This window comes from Sphaerotilus hippei (genome assembly GCF_003201595.1).
GTDB classification, from domain to species: Bacteria; Pseudomonadota; Gammaproteobacteria; order Burkholderiales; family Burkholderiaceae_C; genus Sphaerotilus; species Sphaerotilus hippei.
On record NZ_QJJS01000003.1, the window covers coordinates 338,496 to 358,468 of the forward strand.

At 69.6% G+C, this 19,973-nt stretch carries 18 protein-coding genes; 6 read left to right on the forward strand and 12 right to left on the reverse strand.

Translation table 11 applies throughout. The annotated features are described in order from the left end of the window. Positions 1-4 precede the first annotated feature (4 nt). The 5 genes from C7444_RS05240 to C7444_RS05260 are packed head-to-tail and all read right to left on the reverse strand — an operon-like array spanning position 5 to position 5,623. Complete coding sequence (locus C7444_RS05240) at positions 5-1,042, reverse strand: microcin C ABC transporter permease YejB (RefSeq protein ID WP_110399766.1); 1,038 nt, start codon at positions 1,040-1,042, stop codon at positions 5-7. Next, positions 1,042-2,901, reverse strand: a complete 1,860-nt coding sequence (locus C7444_RS05245; RefSeq protein WP_110399767.1) for an extracellular solute-binding protein — start codon at positions 2,899-2,901, stop codon at positions 1,042-1,044. Before C7444_RS05245 ends, C7444_RS05240 begins: the two co-directional genes overlap by 1 nt. Then, the gene (locus tag C7444_RS05250) at positions 2,898-3,857 is read right to left on the reverse strand and encodes an LD-carboxypeptidase (protein ID WP_110399768.1); all 960 of its coding nucleotides are present in this window, start codon (positions 3,855-3,857) and stop codon (positions 2,898-2,900) included. Before C7444_RS05250 ends, C7444_RS05245 begins: the two co-directional genes overlap by 4 nt. Before the next feature lie 4 nt (positions 3,858-3,861). Next, positions 3,862-4,488 carry a tRNA adenosine(34) deaminase TadA gene (gene tadA / locus C7444_RS05255; protein WP_110399769.1) on the reverse strand — a complete coding sequence of 209 codons (627 nt, stop codon included), beginning with the start codon at positions 4,486-4,488 and terminating at the stop codon, positions 3,862-3,864. Next, on the reverse strand, positions 4,481-5,623 hold the full coding sequence (locus C7444_RS05260; protein WP_110399770.1) for a sensor domain-containing diguanylate cyclase: 1,143 nt from the start codon (positions 5,621-5,623) through the stop codon (positions 4,481-4,483). Before C7444_RS05260 ends, tadA begins: the two co-directional genes overlap by 8 nt. Positions 5,624-5,722: 99 nt before the next feature. Between C7444_RS05260 and C7444_RS05265 the strand changes: the two genes are divergently transcribed. Then, complete coding sequence (locus tag C7444_RS05265) at positions 5,723-6,757, forward strand: DUF72 domain-containing protein (protein WP_110399771.1); 1,035 nt, start codon at positions 5,723-5,725, stop codon at positions 6,755-6,757. 24 nt (positions 6,758-6,781) lie between these two features. Here the strand turns inward: C7444_RS05265 and eptB are convergent, their stop codons facing one another. The 6 genes from eptB to C7444_RS05295 all read right to left on the reverse strand — a co-directional run bounded on the left by eptB (position 6,782) and on the right by C7444_RS05295 (position 13,211). Next, complete coding sequence (gene eptB, locus C7444_RS05270; RefSeq protein ID WP_170130637.1) at positions 6,782-8,518, reverse strand: kdo(2)-lipid A phosphoethanolamine 7''-transferase; 1,737 nt, start codon at positions 8,516-8,518, stop codon at positions 6,782-6,784. A gap of 180 nt (positions 8,519-8,698) precedes the next feature. After that, positions 8,699-9,688: a TerC family protein gene (locus C7444_RS05275; RefSeq protein ID WP_110399773.1), complete on the reverse strand. Its 990-nt coding sequence runs from the start codon at positions 9,686-9,688 to the stop codon at positions 8,699-8,701. A 113-nt stretch (positions 9,689-9,801) separates the two neighbouring features. Beyond that, positions 9,802-10,218: a hypothetical protein gene (locus tag C7444_RS05280; protein WP_110399774.1), complete on the reverse strand. Its 417-nt coding sequence runs from the start codon at positions 10,216-10,218 to the stop codon at positions 9,802-9,804. 99 nt (positions 10,219-10,317) lie between these two features. Beyond that, positions 10,318-11,115 carry a metallophosphoesterase family protein gene (locus C7444_RS05285; RefSeq protein ID WP_110399775.1) on the reverse strand — a complete coding sequence of 266 codons (798 nt, stop codon included), beginning with the start codon at positions 11,113-11,115 and terminating at the stop codon, positions 10,318-10,320. Then, positions 11,112-12,110 carry a diacylglycerol/lipid kinase family protein gene (locus tag C7444_RS05290; RefSeq protein ID WP_110399776.1) on the reverse strand — a complete coding sequence of 333 codons (999 nt, stop codon included), beginning with the start codon at positions 12,108-12,110 and terminating at the stop codon, positions 11,112-11,114. The genes C7444_RS05285 and C7444_RS05290 overlap by 4 nt, the downstream gene beginning before the upstream one ends. A 30-nt stretch (positions 12,111-12,140) precedes the next feature. Continuing rightward, positions 12,141-13,211 carry a DUF3616 domain-containing protein gene (locus C7444_RS05295; RefSeq protein ID WP_245909415.1) on the reverse strand — a complete coding sequence of 357 codons (1,071 nt, stop codon included), beginning with the start codon at positions 13,209-13,211 and terminating at the stop codon, positions 12,141-12,143. 426 nt (positions 13,212-13,637) lie between these two features. Here C7444_RS05295 and C7444_RS05300 point away from each other — a divergent pair, with 426 nt between their 5' ends. Genes C7444_RS05300 through C7444_RS05315 form a run of 4 tightly spaced genes read left to right on the forward strand, consistent with a single transcriptional unit; the run spans position 13,638 to position 18,119 of the window. Then, a complete protein-coding gene (locus tag C7444_RS05300; protein ID WP_245909416.1) occupies positions 13,638-15,773 on the forward strand; it encodes a TonB-dependent siderophore receptor in 2,136 nt (711 codons plus the stop codon). 11 nt (positions 15,774-15,784) lie between these two features. Next, on the forward strand, positions 15,785-16,084 hold the full coding sequence (locus C7444_RS05305; RefSeq protein WP_110399778.1) for an iron uptake protein: 300 nt from the start codon (positions 15,785-15,787) through the stop codon (positions 16,082-16,084). A gap of 12 nt (positions 16,085-16,096) precedes the next feature. Then, on the forward strand, positions 16,097-17,809 hold the full coding sequence (locus tag C7444_RS05310) for a PepSY-associated TM helix domain-containing protein (RefSeq protein WP_110399779.1): 1,713 nt from the start codon (positions 16,097-16,099) through the stop codon (positions 17,807-17,809). Next, the gene (locus tag C7444_RS05315) at positions 17,802-18,119 is read left to right on the forward strand and encodes a DUF3325 domain-containing protein (RefSeq protein WP_110399780.1); all 318 of its coding nucleotides are present in this window, start codon (positions 17,802-17,804) and stop codon (positions 18,117-18,119) included. The genes C7444_RS05310 and C7444_RS05315 overlap by 8 nt, the downstream gene beginning before the upstream one ends. Before the next feature lie 94 nt (positions 18,120-18,213). Here C7444_RS05315 and C7444_RS05320 read toward each other — a convergent pair whose 3' ends face one another. Then, positions 18,214-19,263, reverse strand: a complete 1,050-nt coding sequence (locus C7444_RS05320) for a helix-turn-helix transcriptional regulator (RefSeq protein WP_170130638.1) — start codon at positions 19,261-19,263, stop codon at positions 18,214-18,216. Positions 19,264-19,534: 271 nt separating this feature from the next. Here C7444_RS05320 and C7444_RS05325 point away from each other — a divergent pair, with 271 nt between their 5' ends. Next, positions 19,535-19,882 carry a hypothetical protein gene (locus C7444_RS05325; protein ID WP_146219353.1) on the forward strand — a complete coding sequence of 116 codons (348 nt, stop codon included), beginning with the start codon at positions 19,535-19,537 and terminating at the stop codon, positions 19,880-19,882. The last annotated feature ends 91 nt before the right edge of the window (positions 19,883-19,973 follow it).

Sequence of the window (19,973 nt, forward strand, 5' to 3'; positions counted from 1 at the left end):
GACTTCAGTCGAAGCGCACCCGGGGGTCGACCCAGACGTAGCAGAGGTCGCCGATCAGCCGGGTCACCAGCCCGATCAGCGTGAACAGGTAGAGCGTGCCCAGCACGACCGGGTAGTCGCGCCGCATCACCGCCTCGTAGCCCAGCAGGCCCAGGCCGTCGAGCGAGAACAGCGTCTCGATCAGCAGCGAGCCGGTGAAGAAGGCGCCGATGAACGCCGCCGGAAAGCCGGTGATCAGCGGGATCGAGGCGTTGCGCAGCACATGGCGCCACAGCACGCGCCGCTCGTCCAGGCCCTTGGCCCGGGCGGTGATGACGTACTGCTTGCCGATCTCCTCGAGGAAGGTGTTCTTGGTCAGCATCGTGATCACCGCGAAGCTGCCCAGCACGCTGGCGGTCACCGGCAGCGTGATGTGCCAGAGGTAGTCGACCACCTTCGCGCCGACGCTCAGCTCGTCCCAGTTCGCCGAGGTCAGCCCGCGCAGCGGGAACCAGGCCAGCAGGCTGCCGCCGCCGAACAGCACCAGCAGCGCCACGCCCAGCACGAAGCCGGGGATCGCGTAGCCGGCCAGCACCAGCAGGCTGCTCACCGCGTCGAAGCGCGAGCCGGCGCGCACCGCCTTGGCGATGCCCAGCGGCACCGAGATCAGGTAGCTGAGGACAAACGTCCACAGCCCCAGCGAGATCGACACCGGCAGCTTCTGCCGCACCAGGCTCCAGACGTCCTGGTGGTGGTGGAAGCTCTGGCCCAGGTCGAAGCGCGCGAAGGACTTCAGCATCTGCCAGAAGCGCTCCAGCGGCGGCTTGTCGAAGCCGTAGAGCTTGCGGATCTCCTCGAGCTGGGCCGGCTCGACGCCCTGGCGGCCGCGGTAGCCCGTCGCCCGCGCGGCGGTCTCGCCCCCGCCCTGGCGGCCCTCGAGCTGCGCGACCATCTGCTCGACCGGCCCGCCCGGCACGAACTGGATCACCGCGAAGGTCAGCGCCAGCACGCCCAGCAGCGTGGGCACCATCAGCAGCAGGCGCCGCAGCACATAGCTCCACATCAGCGCTTTCCTTCCACCGGCGCGACGCTCCACCAGCAGCTCAGCGCCCAGTCCTCGGGTTCGTAGAAACGCGGCAGTCGCGCCGGCTGCTCGAAGCGGCCCGCCCGCCAGGCCACCCGGTGCACGCCCGAATACCAGTGCGGCACGGCGTAGTGCCCGTGGCGCAGCACCCGGTCGAGCGCACGCGCGGCGCTCACCAGCTCGGCGCGGGTGCGTGCGGCCATCAGCCGCGTGATCAGCGCATCGACCGCCGGATCGGCGACGCCGCCGGCGTTGGTCGAGCCCGGCGTGTTCGCCAGGCTGGAGTGGAAGGCCTGGAACTGCTCGGCGCCCGGGTTCAGCCGGCCGAGGATGCGGCGGGTCATCAGCTCGAAGTCGAAGGCCTTCATGCGCTTCTCGAACACCGCGTAGTCGACCACCCGGAAGCTCGCCCGGATGCCCAGCTTCTCCAGCGACCGCAGCACCGGCAGCACGACCCGGCCCATGCTTTCGCTGTTGTCGAGGAACTCGAGCGTGAAGGGCTCGCCGCGGGCATCGCGCAGCGCGCCGTCCCGATAGGTCCAGCCCGCGGCGGCCAGCAGCGCGCGTGCCTGGCGCAGGTTGTCGCGCAGCGAGCCCGGTGGCGCGGTGCTGGGGGGCATGGGCACCGGCTGCTCGAACACCGCCGGAGCCAGCTGCGCACGCAGCGGCGCCAGCAGCGCCAGCTCGTCGGGCCCGGGCAGGCCGCGGGCCTCGTATTCGCTCTGGGTGAAATACCCGCGCAGCCGGCCGTAGGCGCCGTAGAACAGCTGGCGGTTCATCCACTCGTAGTCCATCGCCAGCCCGATCGCCTGGCGCACCCGCGCATCGGCGAGCCGGGGCAGCCGGGTGTTGAAGATGAAACCCTGGAAGCCGGTCGCGTTGCCATGCTGCAGCTCGCGCTTGATCAGCTCGCCGCTGTCGAAGCGTCCGCCCTTGTACTGGCGGGCCCAGTCCTTGGCGGTGAAGGCCTGGATGAAGTCGAACTCGCCGGCCTTGAAGCCCTCGAAGGCGGCGACGTTGTCCGCGTACATCTGGTAGGTGATGCGGTCGAAGTTGAACTGGCCGCGGCGCACGTTCAGGTCACGCGCCCAGTAGGCCGGGTCCCGCTCGTAGCGGATCTCCTTGCCGAAGTCGACCCGCCCGATCCGGTAGGGGCCCGAGGCGATCGGATGCTCGGTGACGATGCGGTCCAGCGCCCGCGGCTGGCCATCGACCTGGCCCCAGCGGCGGCTGAACACCGGCAGGCTGCCGACGATCAGCGGCAGCTCGGCATTGGGGCGCCGGAAGTCGAAGCGGATGCGGCGCTCGTCGAGCACCACGGCCGCGCGCACGTCACCGAAATAGGCCGAATACTGCGGCGAGGCGCCCGGGCCGGTGAGCTGGTCGAAGGTGTGCTTGACGTCGGCGGCCCGCACCGGCTCGCCGTCGTGGAACCGGGCCTTCGGGTTCAGGCGGAACAGCACCGACAGGCCGTCGGGTGCCACCGCCACGTCCTCGGCCAGCAGGCCGTAGGCGGTGGCGGGCTCGTCGAGGGTGCCCACCAGCAGCGTGTCGAACACCAGGCTCAGCAGGCCCGGGGGCTCGGTGCCCTTGAGCGTGAACGGATTGAACTTGTCGAAGGTGCTGGCGATGACCGGCGCCACCAGCGAGATCGCGCCCCCGCGCGGGGCCTCGGGGTTGACGTAGTCGAAGTGGCGGAAGCCGGCCGGGTAGCGGATGTCGCCGAACTGCGCATGGGCGTGGGCGGCCCAGGCGCCGGCCGGGCCCAGCAGCATCAGCAGGCCGAGCAGCCCGCCCCGCAGGGATGCACGCAGCAGCGCCTCGGCCCGTCGACTCATCCCGCGTGGCCCCAGGCCAGCAGCGCGTCGCGCCCCTGCACCACGAACTCGACCTTGCGGCCGACCGGCAGCGTGACCTTGGTCTGGACATGGCCGAACGGCAGGCCGGTGACGATGGGCGTGGTGCAGACCGAGCGCAGGTGGGCCACCATGGCCTTGAGGTTGTAGCCGCGGTCCAGCGGCGACTTCTTCCAGCCGCCGAAGTCGCCCAGCACGACGGCCTTCTGCGCCCCCAGCACTCCCGCCTGCTGCAGCTGCAGCAGCTGGCGCTCGACACGGTAGGGGTGTTCGTTGACGTCCTCGAGGAACAGGATGCCGCCCTTGACCCGGGGCCAGTGCGGCGTGCCCAGCAGCGAGCACAGCACCGTCAGGTTGCCGCCCCACAGCAGGCCCTTGACGTCGAGCCCGTCCAGGCCGGCCTCGGTGCGGAAGCCCACGGCCTCGAGCTCGCCGGTCATGGCCTCGACGAAGCAGTCGGGCGTGATCTCGTCGAGGCCGCCGTCGGCCTCGGGGCGACCGAAGTCGTCGCAGGCGAGCGGGCCCGCCCAGCTCGGCGCCTTGGTGTGCGCCAGCAGGCCCAGCTGCAGGGCGGTCTGGTCGCTGTAGCCGACCCAGCGGGTGCCCTGCTCGACCGAGCGGGCCAGCAGCGCCCAGTCGATGCGGTCGAGCAGGCGAGTCAGCCCATAGCCGCCGCGGGTGGCCAGCGCCACCGACGGGGCCGCCGCGGCCACCCGGTGCAGCGCCGCCAGCCGCACCTCGTCGTCACCGGCGAAACGCTGGAAACGGGCGCCGGCGCTCTCGTCGATCGTCACGTCGAAGCCCAGCGCGGCCAGGCGGCGCGCGGCCAGGCGGATCGATGGGGCCTTGGCCACCACCCCGGACGGACTGTAGATCGTCAGGTCGAGCGCCTCGCTCGGCAGTTCGTGGTGGTCCGGGGAAGTCTCGAGGTCGCTCATGCGGTCAGTCCAGGTGCGGGGTCGGCGGGTCGGGCTCCAGCTCGCTCGCCTCGCCGGTCGGGATGACCTCGGGCGCCTCGCTGGCGGCCGGCGATGGTAGCGCAGCGGTCTGCGGCGGCTGGCGCCGGGCCTTCTGCTCGGCCCGGCGGCGCGCGAAGAACTCGCGCAGCAGCTGCCCGCAGGGCTCGGCCAGCACGCCGCCCTGCACCGCCGTCTGGTGGTTGAGCTGCGGCTGGGCGAACAGGTCGACCACCGAGCCGGCCGCACCGGTCTTGGGGTCCCAGGCGCCGAACACGACCCGCTTGAAACGGGCGTGCATCAGCGCCATCGCGCACATGGCGCAAGGCTCGAGCGTGACGAAGAGCTCGCACTCGGGCAGGCGGTAGTTCTCCAGCAGCGTGGCCGCATGGCGCAGCGCCACCAGCTCGGCGTGCGCCGTCGGGTCGTTGGTGGTGATGGGCCGGTTGTAGCCGGTGGCGATCACCTGGCCGTGGCGCATGATCACCGCACCGACCGGCACCTCGCCGATCAGCTCGGCGTTGAGCGCCTGGTCGAGCGCCAGGCGCATGGCGTGCTCGTCGGCGGGCGAGACCGGCGGTCGGGCCTCGGGGTCCAGCAGGGGTTCAGACATGGGCCGAGATCATAGCCACGGGCGCGGGCCCGCCGGCCACCACGACCCGGTTGCGCCCCAGCCGCTTGGCCTGGTAGAGCGCGCGGTCGGCCGCGGCGACCAGCGCCTGCGTCGAGCCGCCCTGCGCGGGATGGCTCGCCACGCCGATCGACCAGGTCATGCGCAGGGCCCGGCCCCCGGCCTCCAGCGGCCGCTCGGCCAGCTCGAGGCAGCAGCGCTGCGCACAGGCCTCGGCCTGCGCCTCGGACATGCCCGGCAGCAGCACCAGGAACTCCTCGCCGCCGTAGCGGCAGACGGCGTCCCCGGCGCGCACCTGGGTGCGCAGCAGGGCCGCCACGCGGCGCAGCACCTCGTCGCCGGTCTGGTGGCCGCAGTCGTCGTTGACCTGCTTGAAATGGTCGAGGTCCATCAGCATCAGGCTCAGCGGCACGCCGTGCCGCACGGCCTGCGCCAGCTCGCGCTCCATCGTGTCCACCAGGTAGCGGCGGTTGAACAGTCCGGTCAGCGGGTCGCGGATGGCCTGCTCCTCGAGCTGCGCGTGCAGGCGCCGGTTCTGCTCGAGCTGCTGCTGCAGCGCCTGTTCGCTGGCGCGCAGCTGCTGGCGCGCCTCGTGCAGCTTGACCGAGCGGCGCTGCGCGCTCAGCGCCACCAGCGACAGGTAGACGTGCAGCGTGAGCACGCCCAGCGCCGTCGCCAGCCCGCCCATCTGCGGGCGCCACGCCAGGCTGCCGAGCGCCACGACCACCAGCACGCCGGCGGCCATCGAGGCCAGCGCCTCGGCCAGCCCGCGCAGACCGCGGAAGGCCGTCAGGTTGAAACAGGCCCCGATCGACAGGATCAGCGTGAGCACCAGCGGGAAACCCAGCGCGGCCATCCACAGGCCGAAGCCCGCGCCGTCGACCAGCATGTTGAAGAACTCGGCCCGGATCGGCCGCGTCGACCGGCGGGCCAGCAGGTACTGCAGCTGCGGGCCGATCAGGAACTGCAGCACCAGCGCCACCCAGGCCCACGGCCCCAAGGGCTGATCGAGCAGCTGCACCCCGATCGCGGCGAACAGCAGCACGAAGCAGCTGGTCCGGTTGCGGTGATTCATCCGGACGATCCAGTGCACGATCGGCGGCGGGGTGGAGGACATGAGGGGGCTCGAGGCTGGGCGACCCCCGCAGTCTACCGACCGGAGCCCCCCGGGGTACCGTCCAGCCCCCGGCTTCGATGCCGGCTATGCTGCGCGGCCATGCCCCGTCCGCCCCCGCCCCCCGCCGCCCCGGTGCAGGACCTGCTGTTCGACGCGCCGGCCGACCCGGCGCCGATCGTGCAGGCGCACGACGCCGGCCCCGAGCTGCGCACGCTGGCCCGCCAGCTGCCCCCGCGGGTGCACCTGGGCACCTCGTCCTGGAGCTTTCCCGGCTGGGCCGGCCTGGTCTGGGCCGGCCGCCATGCCGACGGCACGCTGGCCCGCCACGGCCTGGCCGCCTACGCCCGCCACCCGCTGCTGCGCACCGTCAGCCTCGACCGCAGCTTCTACCGCCCGATGAGCGCGGCTCAGTTCGCGGCCTGCGCCGCGCAGGTGCCCGACGATTTCCGCTTCATCGTCAAGGCGCCGGCCCTGGTCGCCGACGCCGTGCTGCGGTCCGCGAACGGCCAGGGGCTGCAGCCCAACCCCGGCTTCCTCGACCCGGTGCTGGCGAGCGAGGCCTTCGTGAGCCCGGCGCTCGAGGGCCTGGGCCACCGGATCGGGGCGCTGGTGTTCGAGATTCCGCCGCTGCCCGCCGACCTGCGGCGTGACCTGCCGGCGCTGTTCAGGCGGCTGGCGCGCCTGCTCGGCGCGCTGCCCGCGCTGGCGCCCACCGCGCCGGACGCGGTGATCGCCGTCGAGGTGCGTGACCCGGACTGGCTGGTGCCCGACCTGCGCGACGTGCTGCGCGAGACCGGCGCACGCTACTGCCTGGGCCTGCACCCTCGCCTGCCACCGATCGCCGCCCAGCTGCCGCTGCTGCGCGCGCTGTGGCCGGGGCCGTTCGTCTGCCGCTGGAGCCTGAACCGGCGGCACGGCGCCCAGGGCTACGACGCCGCCAAGGCCACATACGCACCGTTCGACCGGCTGCTCGACCCGGACCCGGACACGCGCGAGGCGCTGGCCCGCATCATCCGGGGCACGGCCGGCGCCGGATTCCCGGTCTACGTCTCGGTCAACAACAAGGCCGAGGGCTGCGCCCCCCGCTCGGTGATCGAGCTGGCGCGTGCCATCCTGGGTGACCTGAGCGCCTGAGCGCCGGCCGCAGGCGCCCCGGGCTCAGGGCGTGACGGCAAGCCGCCCCGGGCGGACGGGCGCCCGGTCGCACAGGTCGTCGGCCGCGGGAATGCCGCCGTCGGGCGAGCGCACGCCGATGCAGCCCAGCATCGAGGCGAACAGGTTGTGGTGCCCGGCCTGGTCGGGCGCCAGCTGCGCCGCACGGGCCTGCAGCTGCCGATAGGGCTGCGCCAGCGCCGGATCGGCCAGGAAACGCCCGGTGGCCCAGAACACCAGCGGCACCATGAACTGCTCGCGGGGCGCCAGGCGCCTGGGCGTGGCATGGAAGTGGGTGCGCTCGTCGATGGACTCGCCATGATCGGGCACGTAGATCACCAGGGCCCGGCGATCCCGCACGGTGTCGCGCACCGACTTCAGCACCTGGTCGGTGTAGAGCACGCTGTTGTCGAAGGCGTTGAAGAGCTCCTCGCTGCTGCAGGCCGCATGCGTGTGCAGGCATTCCGGGCCCCAGCGCGCGAACGAGCGGGGATAACGCTGGGAGTACTGGTAGTGCGAGCCCTTGGTGTGCAGGATCACCAGCTGGGGCTGCGCCCCGCGGGCCGCACGGTGCTGCGCGACGGCCCGAGCCAGCTCGGGCACCAGCAGCATGTCGTCGACCTCGCGGCCGGCGTTCTCCGGCTGGGCGGCGATCATCTCGCGCAGCTTGTAGGCGTCGGCGCCGGTGCGGTTGTAGAAGCCGGCCTCGCCCTGCATCGCGAACAGGTCGATGCGAAAGCCCAGCCGGCGGTAGACCGAGAACACGCCGTGTTCGGTGACGGTGTCGGGTTGCAGCCCCTCGCCCGGGCGCACGCTGGCGGGCCGCACGAACATGCAGGCCAGCGACAGCTGGGTCGCCGTGTCGCAGGACCGGGCCGCCAGCGCGACCAGGTCCGGCTCGGCCGCCAGGTGGGGCGTGGTGTCGCGATGGTGGCCCAGCAGGCCGAAGCGGTCGTAGCGCGCCGTCTCGCCGATGACGAGCACCACCAGCAGCTCGTCGAGCGAGGCCCCCGGCACGTAGGTGTGGCGCTGCGCCGGATCGACCAGCTCACGCTCGAGCTGGCGCGCCACCCAGGCCCGGCTGGCCAGCATGCCCACCCCGGCCATCCAGTTGCTGGGCACGTAGGCATGGGCCGCGACGCCGGCCACGCCCGGTCGCTGTCCGCCATCGTCCGGGTGCAGGTGGCGCTCCACCGTCGCGAGGGAACGCCCGGCCAGCACGAACATCAGCACCGCCAGCAGCAAGCCGGCCAGCAGGCGAGCGAGGGCCACCCGCCGCCGCGGCTGGCGCCACCAGCACGGCGGCACCCGGCGCCACCACCAGACCGCCGGCCCCAGGCCCAGCAGCAGGCACCAGGCCAGCAGACCCGCGCCCAGCACCTCGCTCGACAGCTCGTGATCGCTGTGGAGCGTGGCCTGCACCACGCCGAAGCCGATGATCACGTTGAAGAAGGTCATGTAGTAGGCGCAGGCCGCGCTGACCAGGATCAGCAGGCCGCCCAGCACCCGCGCGCCCCAGCGCCCCAGCAGCGCCCCCAGGCCGAAGACCAGCGCGGCGAACCCGAGCACCAGCGCGACCTCGCTGCCCAGGCCCCAGGCCGCCAGGACCGGATCGGCCCAGGCGTATTCGTCGGCCAGCCGGCGCCGGAACACCGGCAGGTTGAACACCCCACCCACCCAGAGCACCGCCACCACGATCGGCGGCAAGGCACCGCGGCGATGCCACCCGTTCAAAACATCCATGCCCGGCATTCAGCGGCGACGCAAAAAAAAGCCGCCCCCCAGGGCGGCCGCCTCGGCGGTCGGGGGCTGCAGCAGCAGCGACCCGGCCCGACGTGGCGCTGATTATGCTCATCGACCTCAGCCGAGGAATGCGTGTATACGCGCAGCCCGGCGGGCGCCGCCGCGGCCCGGTCGGCAGCGTCATGCGGGCTCGACCGCGCCCTGCCCCCGGGTCTTCCACAGCGACACCAGCACGCCACCGGCGATCAGGCTGAAGGTCACGCCCAGCGAGATGCCCGCCGGGATCTTGCCGATGATCCCCACCAGGAAGATCTTCGAGCCGATGAACACCAGCACCAGGGCCAGGGCGTATTTCAGGTACTTGAAGCGATGGATCATCGCCGCCAGCGCGAAGTACAGCGCGCGCAGGCCGAGGATGGCGAAGATGTTGCTCGTGTAGACGATGAACGGGTCGGTGGTGATCGCGAAGATGGCCGGCACCGAGTCCACCGCGAAGATCAGGTCGACGAACTCCACCAGCATCAGGGCCAGCAGCAGGGGCGTCGCGAAACGTTCGGTCCGGCCCGTGGCCGGGTCGATCTCGCGCACCCAGAAGGCCTTGCCGCGCAGGCTGTCGGTCACGCGCACGTGCCGCTTCAGGAACTTCAGCAGCGGGTTGTTCGCGATGTCGGGCACATGATCGGCCAGGACCCACATCTTGATGCCGGTGACCACCAGGAAGGCGCCGAACAGGTAGAGCAGCCAGCTGAACTGACTGACCAGCGCAGCGCCGAGCCCGATCATCAGGGCACGCAGCACGATCACGCCCAGGATGCCCCAGAACAGCACCCGGTGCTGATGGCGCCGGGGAATCGCGAAGAAGCTGAAGACCAGCGCGATGACGAAGACGTTGTCCATCGACAGCGACTTCTCGATCATGAAGCCGGTGTAGTAGTCCATGCCGCTCTGCGCGCCCAGATACCACCAGACCCAGGCACCGAAGAGCAGCGCCGCGCTGATGTAGCCGGCCGACAGCAGCAGGCTCTCGCGCACGCCGATCTCGTGGTCATCGCGGTGCAGCACGCCCAGGTCGAAGGCCAGCAGCGCGACGACGATGCCGATGAAGGTCAGCCAGACCCAGGCCGGCTTGCCCAGGAAATCGGCCGTGAGGACAGCGAGCAGGAATTCCATGGTTCTCTCCTGAAAGGGGTGATCGCCGCGGGCCGTGGGCCGCGGGGCGTTGTCGAAGGTCGTGAAGCCTCGCCAGGTCACGGTGCGAAGACCGCGACCTGGCTGCGGCGCGCTCAGCCGGTCGCCAGCGAGGGCCCGGCGTCAGGCCGCGACCCGCCACCGCGGCGGCGCCACAGGGCGATGAGCAGGTGCAGTCCGGCCCCCAGCAGCAGGATCAGCACGCTGCCGAGGCCCCAGATCACCCAGGTCGCCACCGTCAGCCCACCGGCCAGCGCGGGTGCGGCCTGCAGCAGGCGATCGATCACGGGCCCCAGGCCCGCCAGCCAGGCGCCGAGCGCCGCCACGAGCTCCGGCGGCACCCAGGGTGCCAGCACCGCCGGCAGGCTCAGGGCACCGGCACCCGAGGCGGCACCGGACAGCACGCCGGCGTTCGAGACCGTCCAGACCGCGGCGGCATGCAGCGCCCAGGCGGACAGGGACCAGAGCGCCAGCAGCGCGGCGACGAAGAACCAGTTGAGGGCGTAGAACATGATGGGGACTTCGATGAAGGGGAAGTGCCCGCAGTGTGGGGACGGAGTCACCCCGGAAAAACCATGATCTTTCGCACTCAGGTTCCGGTTTTTCCGAACTCATGCCCGGGCGGGACGGACCTGGCGGAGCCGGGCGAGCACGAAGGCCTGCGCGTCGGCCGCGAAGTCCCATTGTTCGATCCGGCAATGGTCGGACCCCTCGCCCACCCGCCAGCGCAGCAGGTTGACCGAGTTGGGGGCGCCGCGACGCACCCGCGACGAGACCGCCGTGCCCGCCTGCACCGCCCACATCGGGCGTTCCAGGCCGGGCAGCGCCAGCACGTCGGGCAGGTGGATGTGACCGCCCATGACCAGATCGGCGCCGGCCGCAGCCCAGCGCTGCAGCGCGGGGGCACGCCCTCGCAGCAGGTTGGGCAGGTCCTGCGCGACGGTCACGGCCACGGGCTGATGCACCACCACCACCCGCAGCTGGGCGGGCGCGGCCTGCTCCAGCAGCCGGGCCACACGCTCGACCTGCGGCCCGGAGACCTCGCCATGCTTGTGGCGCCAGGCCCGCGTGGTGTTCACGCCCACCACCAGCAGCTCGGGTGAGCGGTGCACGGGTTCGAGATCGCCCCCGAACGCGGCGACGTACCGTGCATAGGGCCGACACAGGCGCGCCCACGGATCGAACAGCGGCAGGTCGTGGTTGCCCGGCACCGCCAGCACCGGCGCGCCCAGGCGGTCCGTGAACGCGCGCGCCACCCGGAACTGCGCCGGGCGCGCACGCTGCGTGATATCGCCCGACAGCACGATCAGGTCGGGCCGCTGCTGGCGCGCCAGCGTGGCCAGCGCGTCGACGACCGCTGCCCTCTCGGTCCCGAAGTGGGGGTCCGAGATCTGCAGCAGCACGCTCACCCGCCGGCCCCCTCGGGGTCGTGCGCACCCTCCGTGGCGGACTCGTCGGGCTGCGGCTTCAGCAGGTACAGGGGCCGGGCGAGCACACGGAAGTCGAGCGGCGCGCGCATCGTCGTCACCTCGCCGTCGAAGGCCACCTTCATGCCGCGGCGGCGCTGCGGCAGCGTGGGCTTGACCAGCAGGTGCCTGAACTCGAAGCGCTCCACGCTCTGCGCCTCCCCGAGCGTGCCCATGGCCCCGCGCAGCATCAGCCCGATCATCGACAGCGTGCCGACCGGGCGCAGCATGACGGCGGTGACGCAGGCCGGCGCCGGGGTGCCGCCAGGGGGTGACGGCGGCTGCACGCCGACCTGTTCCAGCTGCAGCCGGTTGTTGCCCACGAACAGCGTCAGGGCGCGCACGGTGCGCACCGAGGTGCCGTGCTCGATGTGCAGCCGCAGTTGCCGCTGCGCACGCAGCAGCGTCGCGGCGGCCGCGCAGAACGCCACCCACCGGCTGCGCCCGAAGCGGGCCTTGTAGGCCTCGCGGTCCTCCAGCAGGTCGGGATAGAGCCCGAGGCTGGCGTTGACCAGGAACACGCGGTCGTTGATGCCCGCCACCTGCACCGGGGCGGGCGCCGCGTGCAGCAGCAGGCGGACCGCTTCGGCCGGATCGGCGGGAATGCCGTGCGTGCGGGCGAAATAGTTGAACGTGCCCTGCGGCACCACGCCCAGGGCGCAGCCCGCGGCGTGCGCGGCCTGCGCCACCGTGTTGATGGTGCCATCGCCCCCGACGGCGACCACCGCCGTGCGGGTCGACAGCGCCCTGGCCGCGGCCTCGTGCGCCACGCGGGCCAGCTCGGCCGGGCCGCAGAAGTGCAGCTCACCACGCCGGCCCCGGGCCTGCAGCACCGACTCGATGACGTCGCGTCGGGCGTCGGCGCCGCTGCTGCCCGCCGCCGCATTGATGACGAACTGCATCGGCGCAGCGGGATCGAGCTCGGGGCAGGTGGTCATGGGCGTCCGGACCCGTCGTGGTGGACGCGCTCAATCGCGGCGCAGCAGGTCACCGAAGACGGTGCATTCACCGTCCCTGCGGTCCGCGCCGGGCGCGTCGTACAGCACGAGCCAGCGGGCCTGGCCGGCCGCCAGCGCCGGCGGCAGCTCACAGATCGCCTCGGCCCGGTTGCTGCCCCGTCCGTGCGGCAACGCGACCGAATCGGTCAACGCCGCCTCGAAGCGCACCGGCTCGCGGTTGGCCGCCAGCACGGCACGCGCGCCTGGCCACTTGAAGACGCGGATGTCACCGTTCAGCACCATCGTCGGGCCGGCCAGGATGTAGAGGTCATCCCCGGAGAAGTGCAGGTCCCGCACGCCCAGGCCGTCGAGCTGCAGGAAGTGCTTGCGGATCAGCGTGCCGCGGTCGTCCAGCGGCGCCAGGCGCAGGTGTTCGCCACGCACCTCGACCTCGATCTCGAGCAGCGCCGACCAGCCCCGCAGCACCGGCCCGCGCAGGCCGAGCAGCAGCCGTCGGCCATCCACGGCCAGGCCTTCGATGTCCAGGCCGTTGTCCTTGCCCGGGATGGCCATGTAGGGGCCGAAGTGGGGGTCGTCGGCCAGCGCGCGGGTGAGCAGGTTCGCCTGCGCATCGCCCTTCAGGCGCAGCGCCTGGCGGCCATCGCGGGCGCGTCGCACCAGGCAGGGCTCGCCGTTGGCATCGGGCTCGATGGGCAGGCAGGCCAGCAGCCGCCGGTTGGCGTCGAGCGTGACCTTCGCCAGCCGCCGGGCGTTCTCGGCGTGGTCCCGGTCCGGCTTGGCGTTCTTGCGCTTCAGGCCATGCGAGCCGACCACCCACAGGAAACCATCGGCCACGGCCATGCCTTCGAGGTCGGCCTCGTCCCCGGACTCACCAGGCAGGTCCAGCAGATCGGCCAGCAGGAAGTCGCGCACCTCGCCGAAGCGCAAGGTCTCCCGCCCGGAGGGCTCGAGCCGGCGCAGCCGCTCCAGGCCGCAGGCTTCGTCGCCGGCCACCCAGAGCCAGTCGCCGGTGAAGGCCGCACCGGACAGGTTGGACTGCACCAGGGAACCCGGCACGAACTCCAGACGGACGGCATTCACGGATCGAGCGTTGGGCATCGGGTGTTTCTCCTGGAAGCGAAGCACCGAGCCCGGGCGCGGGCGGCCCGGACGGCGTGCGGCTTTCAGGTTTATACGATGTTTCGAGGCCGGCCCGTGAAGCCGTGCCCTTCAGATCCGTTTGATGCATCGACGGCGTTCGCGCTGGCGGGATTCAGGGGCCGCTCGCGTGGGAGGCGGGCCGTGGGGCCTGAGCAGGTCGAGCTGCCCCAGAGCGGCACCATGACGATGCTCGTACAGGTGATGGGCGACGACACCGAGACAAATTCCTCTTGATTTCTGTGGCCTTGTTATTAAATAGAAATCATTCTCATTAGTAATTAGAATATTCACCAACATGCAACCTGTCGGATGGCGGAGCGACTCCCAACGAATGCACCGCCACCACGACACTCGGAGAACTCCCCCTTGAAGACTCGGCACCCTCTGCTGTTCACCCGCAGCACCTGCGCCCTGGCCACCCTGGTCGCGATGAGCACGAGCCAGGCTCAGACCCAGACGACACCAGCACAGACCTCGGAGGCCACGTCGCTCCAGGAAACGACGCTGAAGCCATTCGTCATCACCGGCAAGCGCGAGCGCCGCATCTCCAAGGGTGCGACTCATCTGGATCTGGAGATCAAGGACACGCCGCAGACGATCAGCACGATCGACAAGGACACCCTGCGCGACTTCGGCACCACCGGTAGCAATGACGCGCTGCGCTTGGGCACCGGCCTGAACGTCGATGAATGGGAGACCAATCGCACCAGCTATACCGCGCGCGGCTTCGATGTGATGCTGACGCAGATCGACGGGCTGGGCATGACCAACGACTGGGGCCTGGTCGTCGGCCAGCAGGACACCTACCTGTTCGACAAGATCGAGCTGATCCGCGGCGCCAACGGCCTGCTGACCGGCGTGGGCAATGCCTCGGGCACGATCAACTACGTGCGCAAGCGCCCGACCAACAAGGACGGCGGCGAAGTGATCGCGACTCTCGGCTCCAACAGCCAGAAACGCCTGGCGCTGGACTACAACAAGATCCTCACCGAGGACGGCAGCTGGGCAGCACGACTGGTGGTCGCCCACGAGGACAAGGACTCACACCTGCGCGCGCTGAACGACCGGCGCAGCTCGCTCTACGGTGTCGTCGAGGGTCAGGTCAGCCGCGACGGGGTGCTGACGCTGGGCTTGTCCACCCAGGACAACCGGCAGCGCGCCCCGATGTGGGGCTCGCTGACGCTGACACGCTCGGACGGCATGCAGGCCGAGTTCGACAGCTCGGCCTCGACCTCGCAGGACTGGACGTACTGGAACACTCGCTCGACCACCGCCTTCGCCGAGTACACCCACGCGCTGTCGCCCGACTGGGAAGCCAAGGCCAGCTACAACCACACCCGGGGCAGCAGCGCCACCAAGCTGTTCTATGCCTACACCTTCACCGGCAGCCTGAACGCCGACGACACCGGCCTGTACGGCTGGCCCTATCGCAGCGAGGGCGAGTCGCGCAGCGACATTCTCGATGTCAGCCTCACCGGCCGCTTCGGCGCCTTCGGTCGCCAGCACGACGCGGTGATCGGCGTGAGCCACTCGAAGCAGGACAGCCTGACCGAAGCCTATGCGGTGAGCAGCGCGCCATCGTCCGTGCTGCCGGCCTTCCCGTATGCCGGCAACGTGTATGCCGAGCCGGTCTGGGGCGCGAAGTCGGTCAGTGCCGACGGCAACCAGGGCATCACCCGGCTGTACGCCTCCACGCGGCTGTTGCTGACCGACCGCCTCAAGGGCATCGCCGGCCTGAACGCGATCCGACTGAAGCGTGACGGCACCGCGATCTACGGCGGCGGCACCCAGCTCGACAACGAGACGACCGAGAAGGTCAGCCCGTACGTCGGCATGACCTACGACATCACGCCCGACACCCTGGCCTACGCCTCCTACTCCGACATCTACCAGGCGCAGGACCAGCGCGATGTCAACGGCGCCTTCCTCGCTCCGATGAAGGGCCTGAACACCGAGGTCGGCCTGAAGGCCGAGTGGCTCGACCGCAAGCTGCTGACCACGCTGGCTGTCTTCAGCGCGAAACAGAAGGGCCTGGCCACCGAAGCCGGCTTCGATGCGGTAGCCCAGCGCTCCTACTACGCGCCGAAGGACGTGAGCTCGCGCGGCTTCGAGCTCGAGGCCACCGGCAGCATCCATGCGGACACCCGGATCACTGCCGGCTTCACCTCGCTCAAGCTCACCGGGCCGGACGGCGGCGACATCTACGAATGGATCCCGCGCCGCACGCTGAAGCTGCGCGCCGACACCCGGGTGCCGATGCTGCCAGCGCTGCGGGTGGGCTCGGGCTTGCGCTGGCAGTCTGACACCTTCAAGACCGGTGGAGCCCGTCAGGATGCTTACACCCTGGTTGACGCCTTCGCGGCCTACGAGCTGTCCTCGGCCGCCACCGTGCGCCTGAACGTCAACAACCTGTTCGACCGCAAGTACCTGCGCACGGTGCAGTACGGCGCGATCTACGGCGCACCCCGTACCGCGTCGGTATCGCTCGAGTACAAGCTGTGAGCGGCGCTGGCATGAAGGACAAATCGATACGCGGGCCGGATATCGCCGCACGGGTACTGGCAGGCATCTTCGGCAGCTATGCCTTCACCTGGGGTTTCAGCGCAGCAGGCGTGACGGCCCTGGTCGGTCTGGGGGTGGAGTACCACGATGCCGAGATGGGCATGCTGATGCTCGCCTTCCTGATGTTTCCAGGCCTGCTGCTCTGGTGTTTTGCCGTGCGACGCATCGGCTGGGCCTGGATGGGGCTGGGCAGCGGCACGCTGCTGCTGTGCGGCACCGCCTGGGCGATCCAGCGCACCCTGCTGGCCTGAGAGGAGACCGCGATGTTCCAGAACTTCCGCCAGTCGATGGCCTGGCTGCACACCTGGTTCGGCCTGGTGATGGGCTTCGTGCTGATCGTGGTGTTCTTCTTCGGCTCGCTGTCGGTATTCGACCGCGAGATCGACCGCTGGGCGCTGCCCGACACCCGCTTCGAGCCACAGCCCATGCCCTCGTTCGACCGGGTGCTGCTGCCAGCGCTGCGGCGCGTCGAGCCTGATGCCACCGACTATGCGGCCCACATGCCCGCACTGCATGACCCGGCGCGCGGACCGATGACGCCGCGCCTGGCGCTGCCGGCCGACGAGTACTGGGTCTACGTCACCCACCGCGATCCGGTGCTGCGCATGGGGGTGGGCTTCGGCGTGCCACAGGCTCGGGATCCGGATGGCCACAACCACATCCACGGCGAGTCCACCATCGACCCGCGCAGCGGCGCGGCGGTACGCGCCGACCAGCTCAAGATCGGCAGCGAGTGGTTCTACCCGATGCACTACAGCCTGAACTGGCAGTGGCAGAACCTGGGCATCTTCCTGGTCGGGCTGGCGGCGGTGGTGATGATGGCCGCGCTGATCTCGGGCGTGATCATCCACCGCAAGATCTTTCGCGAGTTCTTCACCTTCCGGCCGGTCAAGCAGATCCAGCGTTCGACGCTGGATCTGCACAACCTCACCGGGGTGACGGCCCTGCCGTTCCACTTCTTCTTCGCATTCACCGGGCTGGTGATCTTTGCTGCCGTCTACTTCCTGCCGGTGTCACAGTTCCAGCTCAAGGAACTGCATGACCGGCACGAGCTGATCGAGGCCAGCGAGACCGGCCTGCCGCACAAACCCGCCAGCGTGCCAGCACCACTGGCCTCGGTCGACGCGATGATGGCCGAGGCCAGGCGTCGCTGGGCTGCGCGCGACATGGCCGGCCAGGTCGGCTTCCTGCAGCTGCATCATGTGGGCGATGCCAATGGTTACGTGAGCATCTACCGGGCAGGCAGCGACCGGGTGGCGCTGGTGGGCGAAGGCATCCACTTCAGGGCCAGCACCGGCGAAGTGCTGCGCGAAGATCCACCACGCAGCACGGTGGCGCAGATCCACCAGTTCCTGACCGGCCTGCACCTGCAGCACTTTGAGCACTGGCTGCTGCGCTGGCTCTATGTGCTGGGCGGACTGCTGGGCTGCGTGTGTCTGGCCACCGGCTTCATCTTCTTCGTCGAGAAGCGCAAACGCCAGCATGCCCGAGCTGGCGGCACCGGCAGTCGGGTGGTGGATGCGCTCGCGGTGACGACGGTGACCGGGATGGTGATCGCCGCCGTGGGCATGCTGGTCGCCAACCGGGTGCTGCCAGCCGATCTGGCCGGCAAGGGCGAATGGGAGAAGCTGGCCTTCTGGAGCATGTGGGCACTGGCGATGGCGCACGCCTTCACGCGCAGCGGCCCGGTGGCGCAGGCGCGCATGAACCCGGCTTGGCGCGAGCAGTGCTGGGCACTGGCCGCTTTGTGCGTGGCAGCGGTGGCTCTCAACGCCCTGACCACCGGTGACCATCTGCTCAGGACGGTGTTCACCGCCACCTACTGGCCGGTGGCGGGGGTGGACCTGAGCCTGCTGGCCACGGCCGGCCTCTCGGCCTGGTCAGCGCGTCGGCTGGCCCTGCGCGAGTGCGGCCGCAGCACGACCACGGCGGAGGCTGCCGCACCCGTCGAGCCTGCGGGAGTCGCCCATGTCTGAGGTTTTCTGGCTGACGAGCGCCGCACTGCTGACGCTGACAGGCATGGGCTGGTTGGCACTGGCGATGGATGTGCACTGGGATCAGGCCATGCACCAACCGGCCGAGGCCGCTGCCCGCACCCGTCGCCTGCTGCGCCGGTTGGGCGCACTCGCCCTGCCCGGTGGGCTGCTGGCCTGCCTGATGGCCGACCGACCCTCGATGGCCGTGCTGGTGTGGCTCATGCTGCTCGGCGGCAGCGCGGTGGCTACGGCCCTGGTGCTGGCTTGGCGGCCGCGGCTGCTGGCCCGGCTCTGGCCGCTCGGGGCCTGAGAATGTTGAACCGCATCATCCGCCAGGTGAGCGCTCTCGATATTGCGGCCGACTTGGCACCCTCGGCCCGACAGGAATTCAGTTCGCAGTCAGGTCAGCCTCGACCAAGCCAAGCTGGATCCCGGGACGGCGGATAACCATGACGAGACCGAAAATAGGTGCTGAAGGCACTCTGTGTGGCAAAACCCAGGCGTGACCCCACGTTCAGCAGCGACAAGGATGGGTCGGACAACAAGGTCGGCAATCGTCTCACCCGCAAGTCATCCAACAGCTTGGTGAAGCTCAGTCCATGCGATGCCAAGTTGCGTTGCAGCGTCCAACGCGACATGCCCATTGCCTTGGCCACGTATTGCTGCAGCGCGATGGAATTGACCTCCCTGTCACCGCCTCCGGCATCTTGCCAAAGCGTCTCGATCAGGTCCTCGACGCGACGGGCAAGGATCTGGGCAGCGCCAGTCTGGGCCAACGCCTGCAATTGAGCTTCGAGGGCATTTTCAGACCAAGTGCTGCACAGGTGGTGGTGGCTCTGAACCTGCGCCCAGAGATCCCGCCCCTGCAAGACGATCCGGTGTTCGCGTGCGCCGGAACGGATGCTCAGTGGCATGTCAAATATCTCTGAACATTGTGCCGCGACCACGGGACGCCCCACTTCGCCCAGTTCAACACGTGCAGCAATTGGCTGGTCCAAACACTGCTGGTAGTGCGCGATCAGATCCCGAACCATCAGCAAGTGGCTGACCGTACTCATCATGTTGGCATCAGTCCGGGCATCCGGAGTGCAACTCAAAACGAGCGTATCCGTGTCAGCCTCACACTTCATGGCATCGACCTCCGAGATCAGCGGGCGAAATCGCACGTAGTGCTGCAACGCAGAGCCCAGCGAAGCACTGTTGAACCACAGCGCGGGGAGATCGGGCCAGCCTTGCGAAACCCACTCCGTCCAAGCCAGGGGCACACGTTCGCGGAAATCCATCAGTCGCCCCGTGTCCTCCACCAAGCGCCGAGCCTGCCGGAAACGGCGTACGTCCAGACGACTTTGCGGTCTGGAAAACTCCACCTCGCTGACACCCACGTGCCTGCGAAAGATCTCGGCCTCCACGCCTCTGGCGCTCAGATGCCGCTGCATCAGGCGGACGACATGCATCGAGACCGTGGGCTCGCGTATGGAAAAAGTGCAAATGCTCATGTTCGTACAAGGTGAAACACGACGATAAGAATCTATTCAGGCTTCCCGCCTCAGGATTAACCCTCAATCGCCGAATTTGCTCCAAATCAAAAAATTGCCGCTCCGATGGCAAAAGAAATCTGAACCACCTCGCCCTAATGTTGCGGCCGTGTGAAGAAGCAGCCGCCACGAGACGTCAAGACACCTGCCGGGTGACTCGGAGCGGTAGGAGATGGACATGGAGACGACGATGAAACTCAAGATCAACAAGACCGCGATCGCAGCCGCAGCAGCAGCCGTAGTCCTGGCCGCATGCATTGGCGGAGGCGACGACATGACGCAAGCCAAGTTGAGCAGCACTTCCGCTGCCACCCTGCGCGTGGACGGCTTCGACTTCAAAGACTTGAATCGCAACGGCGCCCTGGACACTTACGAAGACTGGCGCAGGTCTGCCCAGGAGCGCGCAGACAACCTGCTTTCACAGATGACGCTGGCCGAGAAAGCCGGTGTCATGCTGCACGGCACGATGCAGGGCACCAGCAAGGTCATGGACGCCACGGCAATGAAGACCTATGTCAGCGACTATGGCATCAACTGAACCGGCCCGGGAATTGTGGAGGCTCCAACCTTTGAGAAGATGGAGCCATGAACAAGTCGAACAAGTTCTCACCTGAGGTCCGCGAGCGCGC

Excerpts from the sequence above, each read along its gene's own strand:
- C7444_RS05240 (WP_110399766.1), bottom strand. The coding sequence starts at position 1,042 with ATGTGGAGCTATGTGCTGCGGCGCCTGCTGCTGATGGTGCCCACGCTG.
- C7444_RS05245 (WP_110399767.1), bottom strand. The coding sequence starts at position 2,901 with ATGAGTCGACGGGCCGAGGCGCTGCTGCGTGCATCCCTGCGGGGCGGG.
- C7444_RS05250 (WP_110399768.1), bottom strand. The coding sequence starts at position 3,857 with ATGAGCGACCTCGAGACTTCCCCGGACCACCACGAACTGCCGAGCGAG.
- tadA (WP_110399769.1), bottom strand. The coding sequence starts at position 4,488 with ATGTCTGAACCCCTGCTGGACCCCGAGGCCCGACCGCCGGTCTCGCCC.
- C7444_RS05260 (WP_110399770.1), bottom strand. The coding sequence starts at position 5,623 with ATGTCCTCCACCCCGCCGCCGATCGTGCACTGGATCGTCCGGATGAAT.
- C7444_RS05265 (WP_110399771.1), top strand. The coding sequence starts at position 5,723 with ATGCCCCGTCCGCCCCCGCCCCCCGCCGCCCCGGTGCAGGACCTGCTG.
- eptB (WP_170130637.1), bottom strand. The coding sequence starts at position 8,518 with ATGGATGTTTTGAACGGGTGGCATCGCCGCGGTGCCTTGCCGCCGATC.
- C7444_RS05275 (WP_110399773.1), bottom strand. The coding sequence starts at position 9,688 with ATGGAATTCCTGCTCGCTGTCCTCACGGCCGATTTCCTGGGCAAGCCG.
- C7444_RS05280 (WP_110399774.1), bottom strand. The coding sequence starts at position 10,218 with ATGTTCTACGCCCTCAACTGGTTCTTCGTCGCCGCGCTGCTGGCGCTC.
- C7444_RS05290 (WP_110399776.1), bottom strand. The coding sequence starts at position 12,110 with ATGACCACCTGCCCCGAGCTCGATCCCGCTGCGCCGATGCAGTTCGTC.
- C7444_RS05305 (WP_110399778.1), top strand. The coding sequence starts at position 15,785 with ATGAAGGACAAATCGATACGCGGGCCGGATATCGCCGCACGGGTACTG.
- C7444_RS05310 (WP_110399779.1), top strand. The coding sequence starts at position 16,097 with ATGTTCCAGAACTTCCGCCAGTCGATGGCCTGGCTGCACACCTGGTTC.
- C7444_RS05315 (WP_110399780.1), top strand. The coding sequence starts at position 17,802 with ATGTCTGAGGTTTTCTGGCTGACGAGCGCCGCACTGCTGACGCTGACA.
- C7444_RS05320 (WP_170130638.1), bottom strand. The coding sequence starts at position 19,263 with ATGCATGTCGTCCGCCTGATGCAGCGGCATCTGAGCGCCAGAGGCGTG.
- C7444_RS05325 (WP_146219353.1), top strand. The coding sequence starts at position 19,535 with ATGAAACTCAAGATCAACAAGACCGCGATCGCAGCCGCAGCAGCAGCC.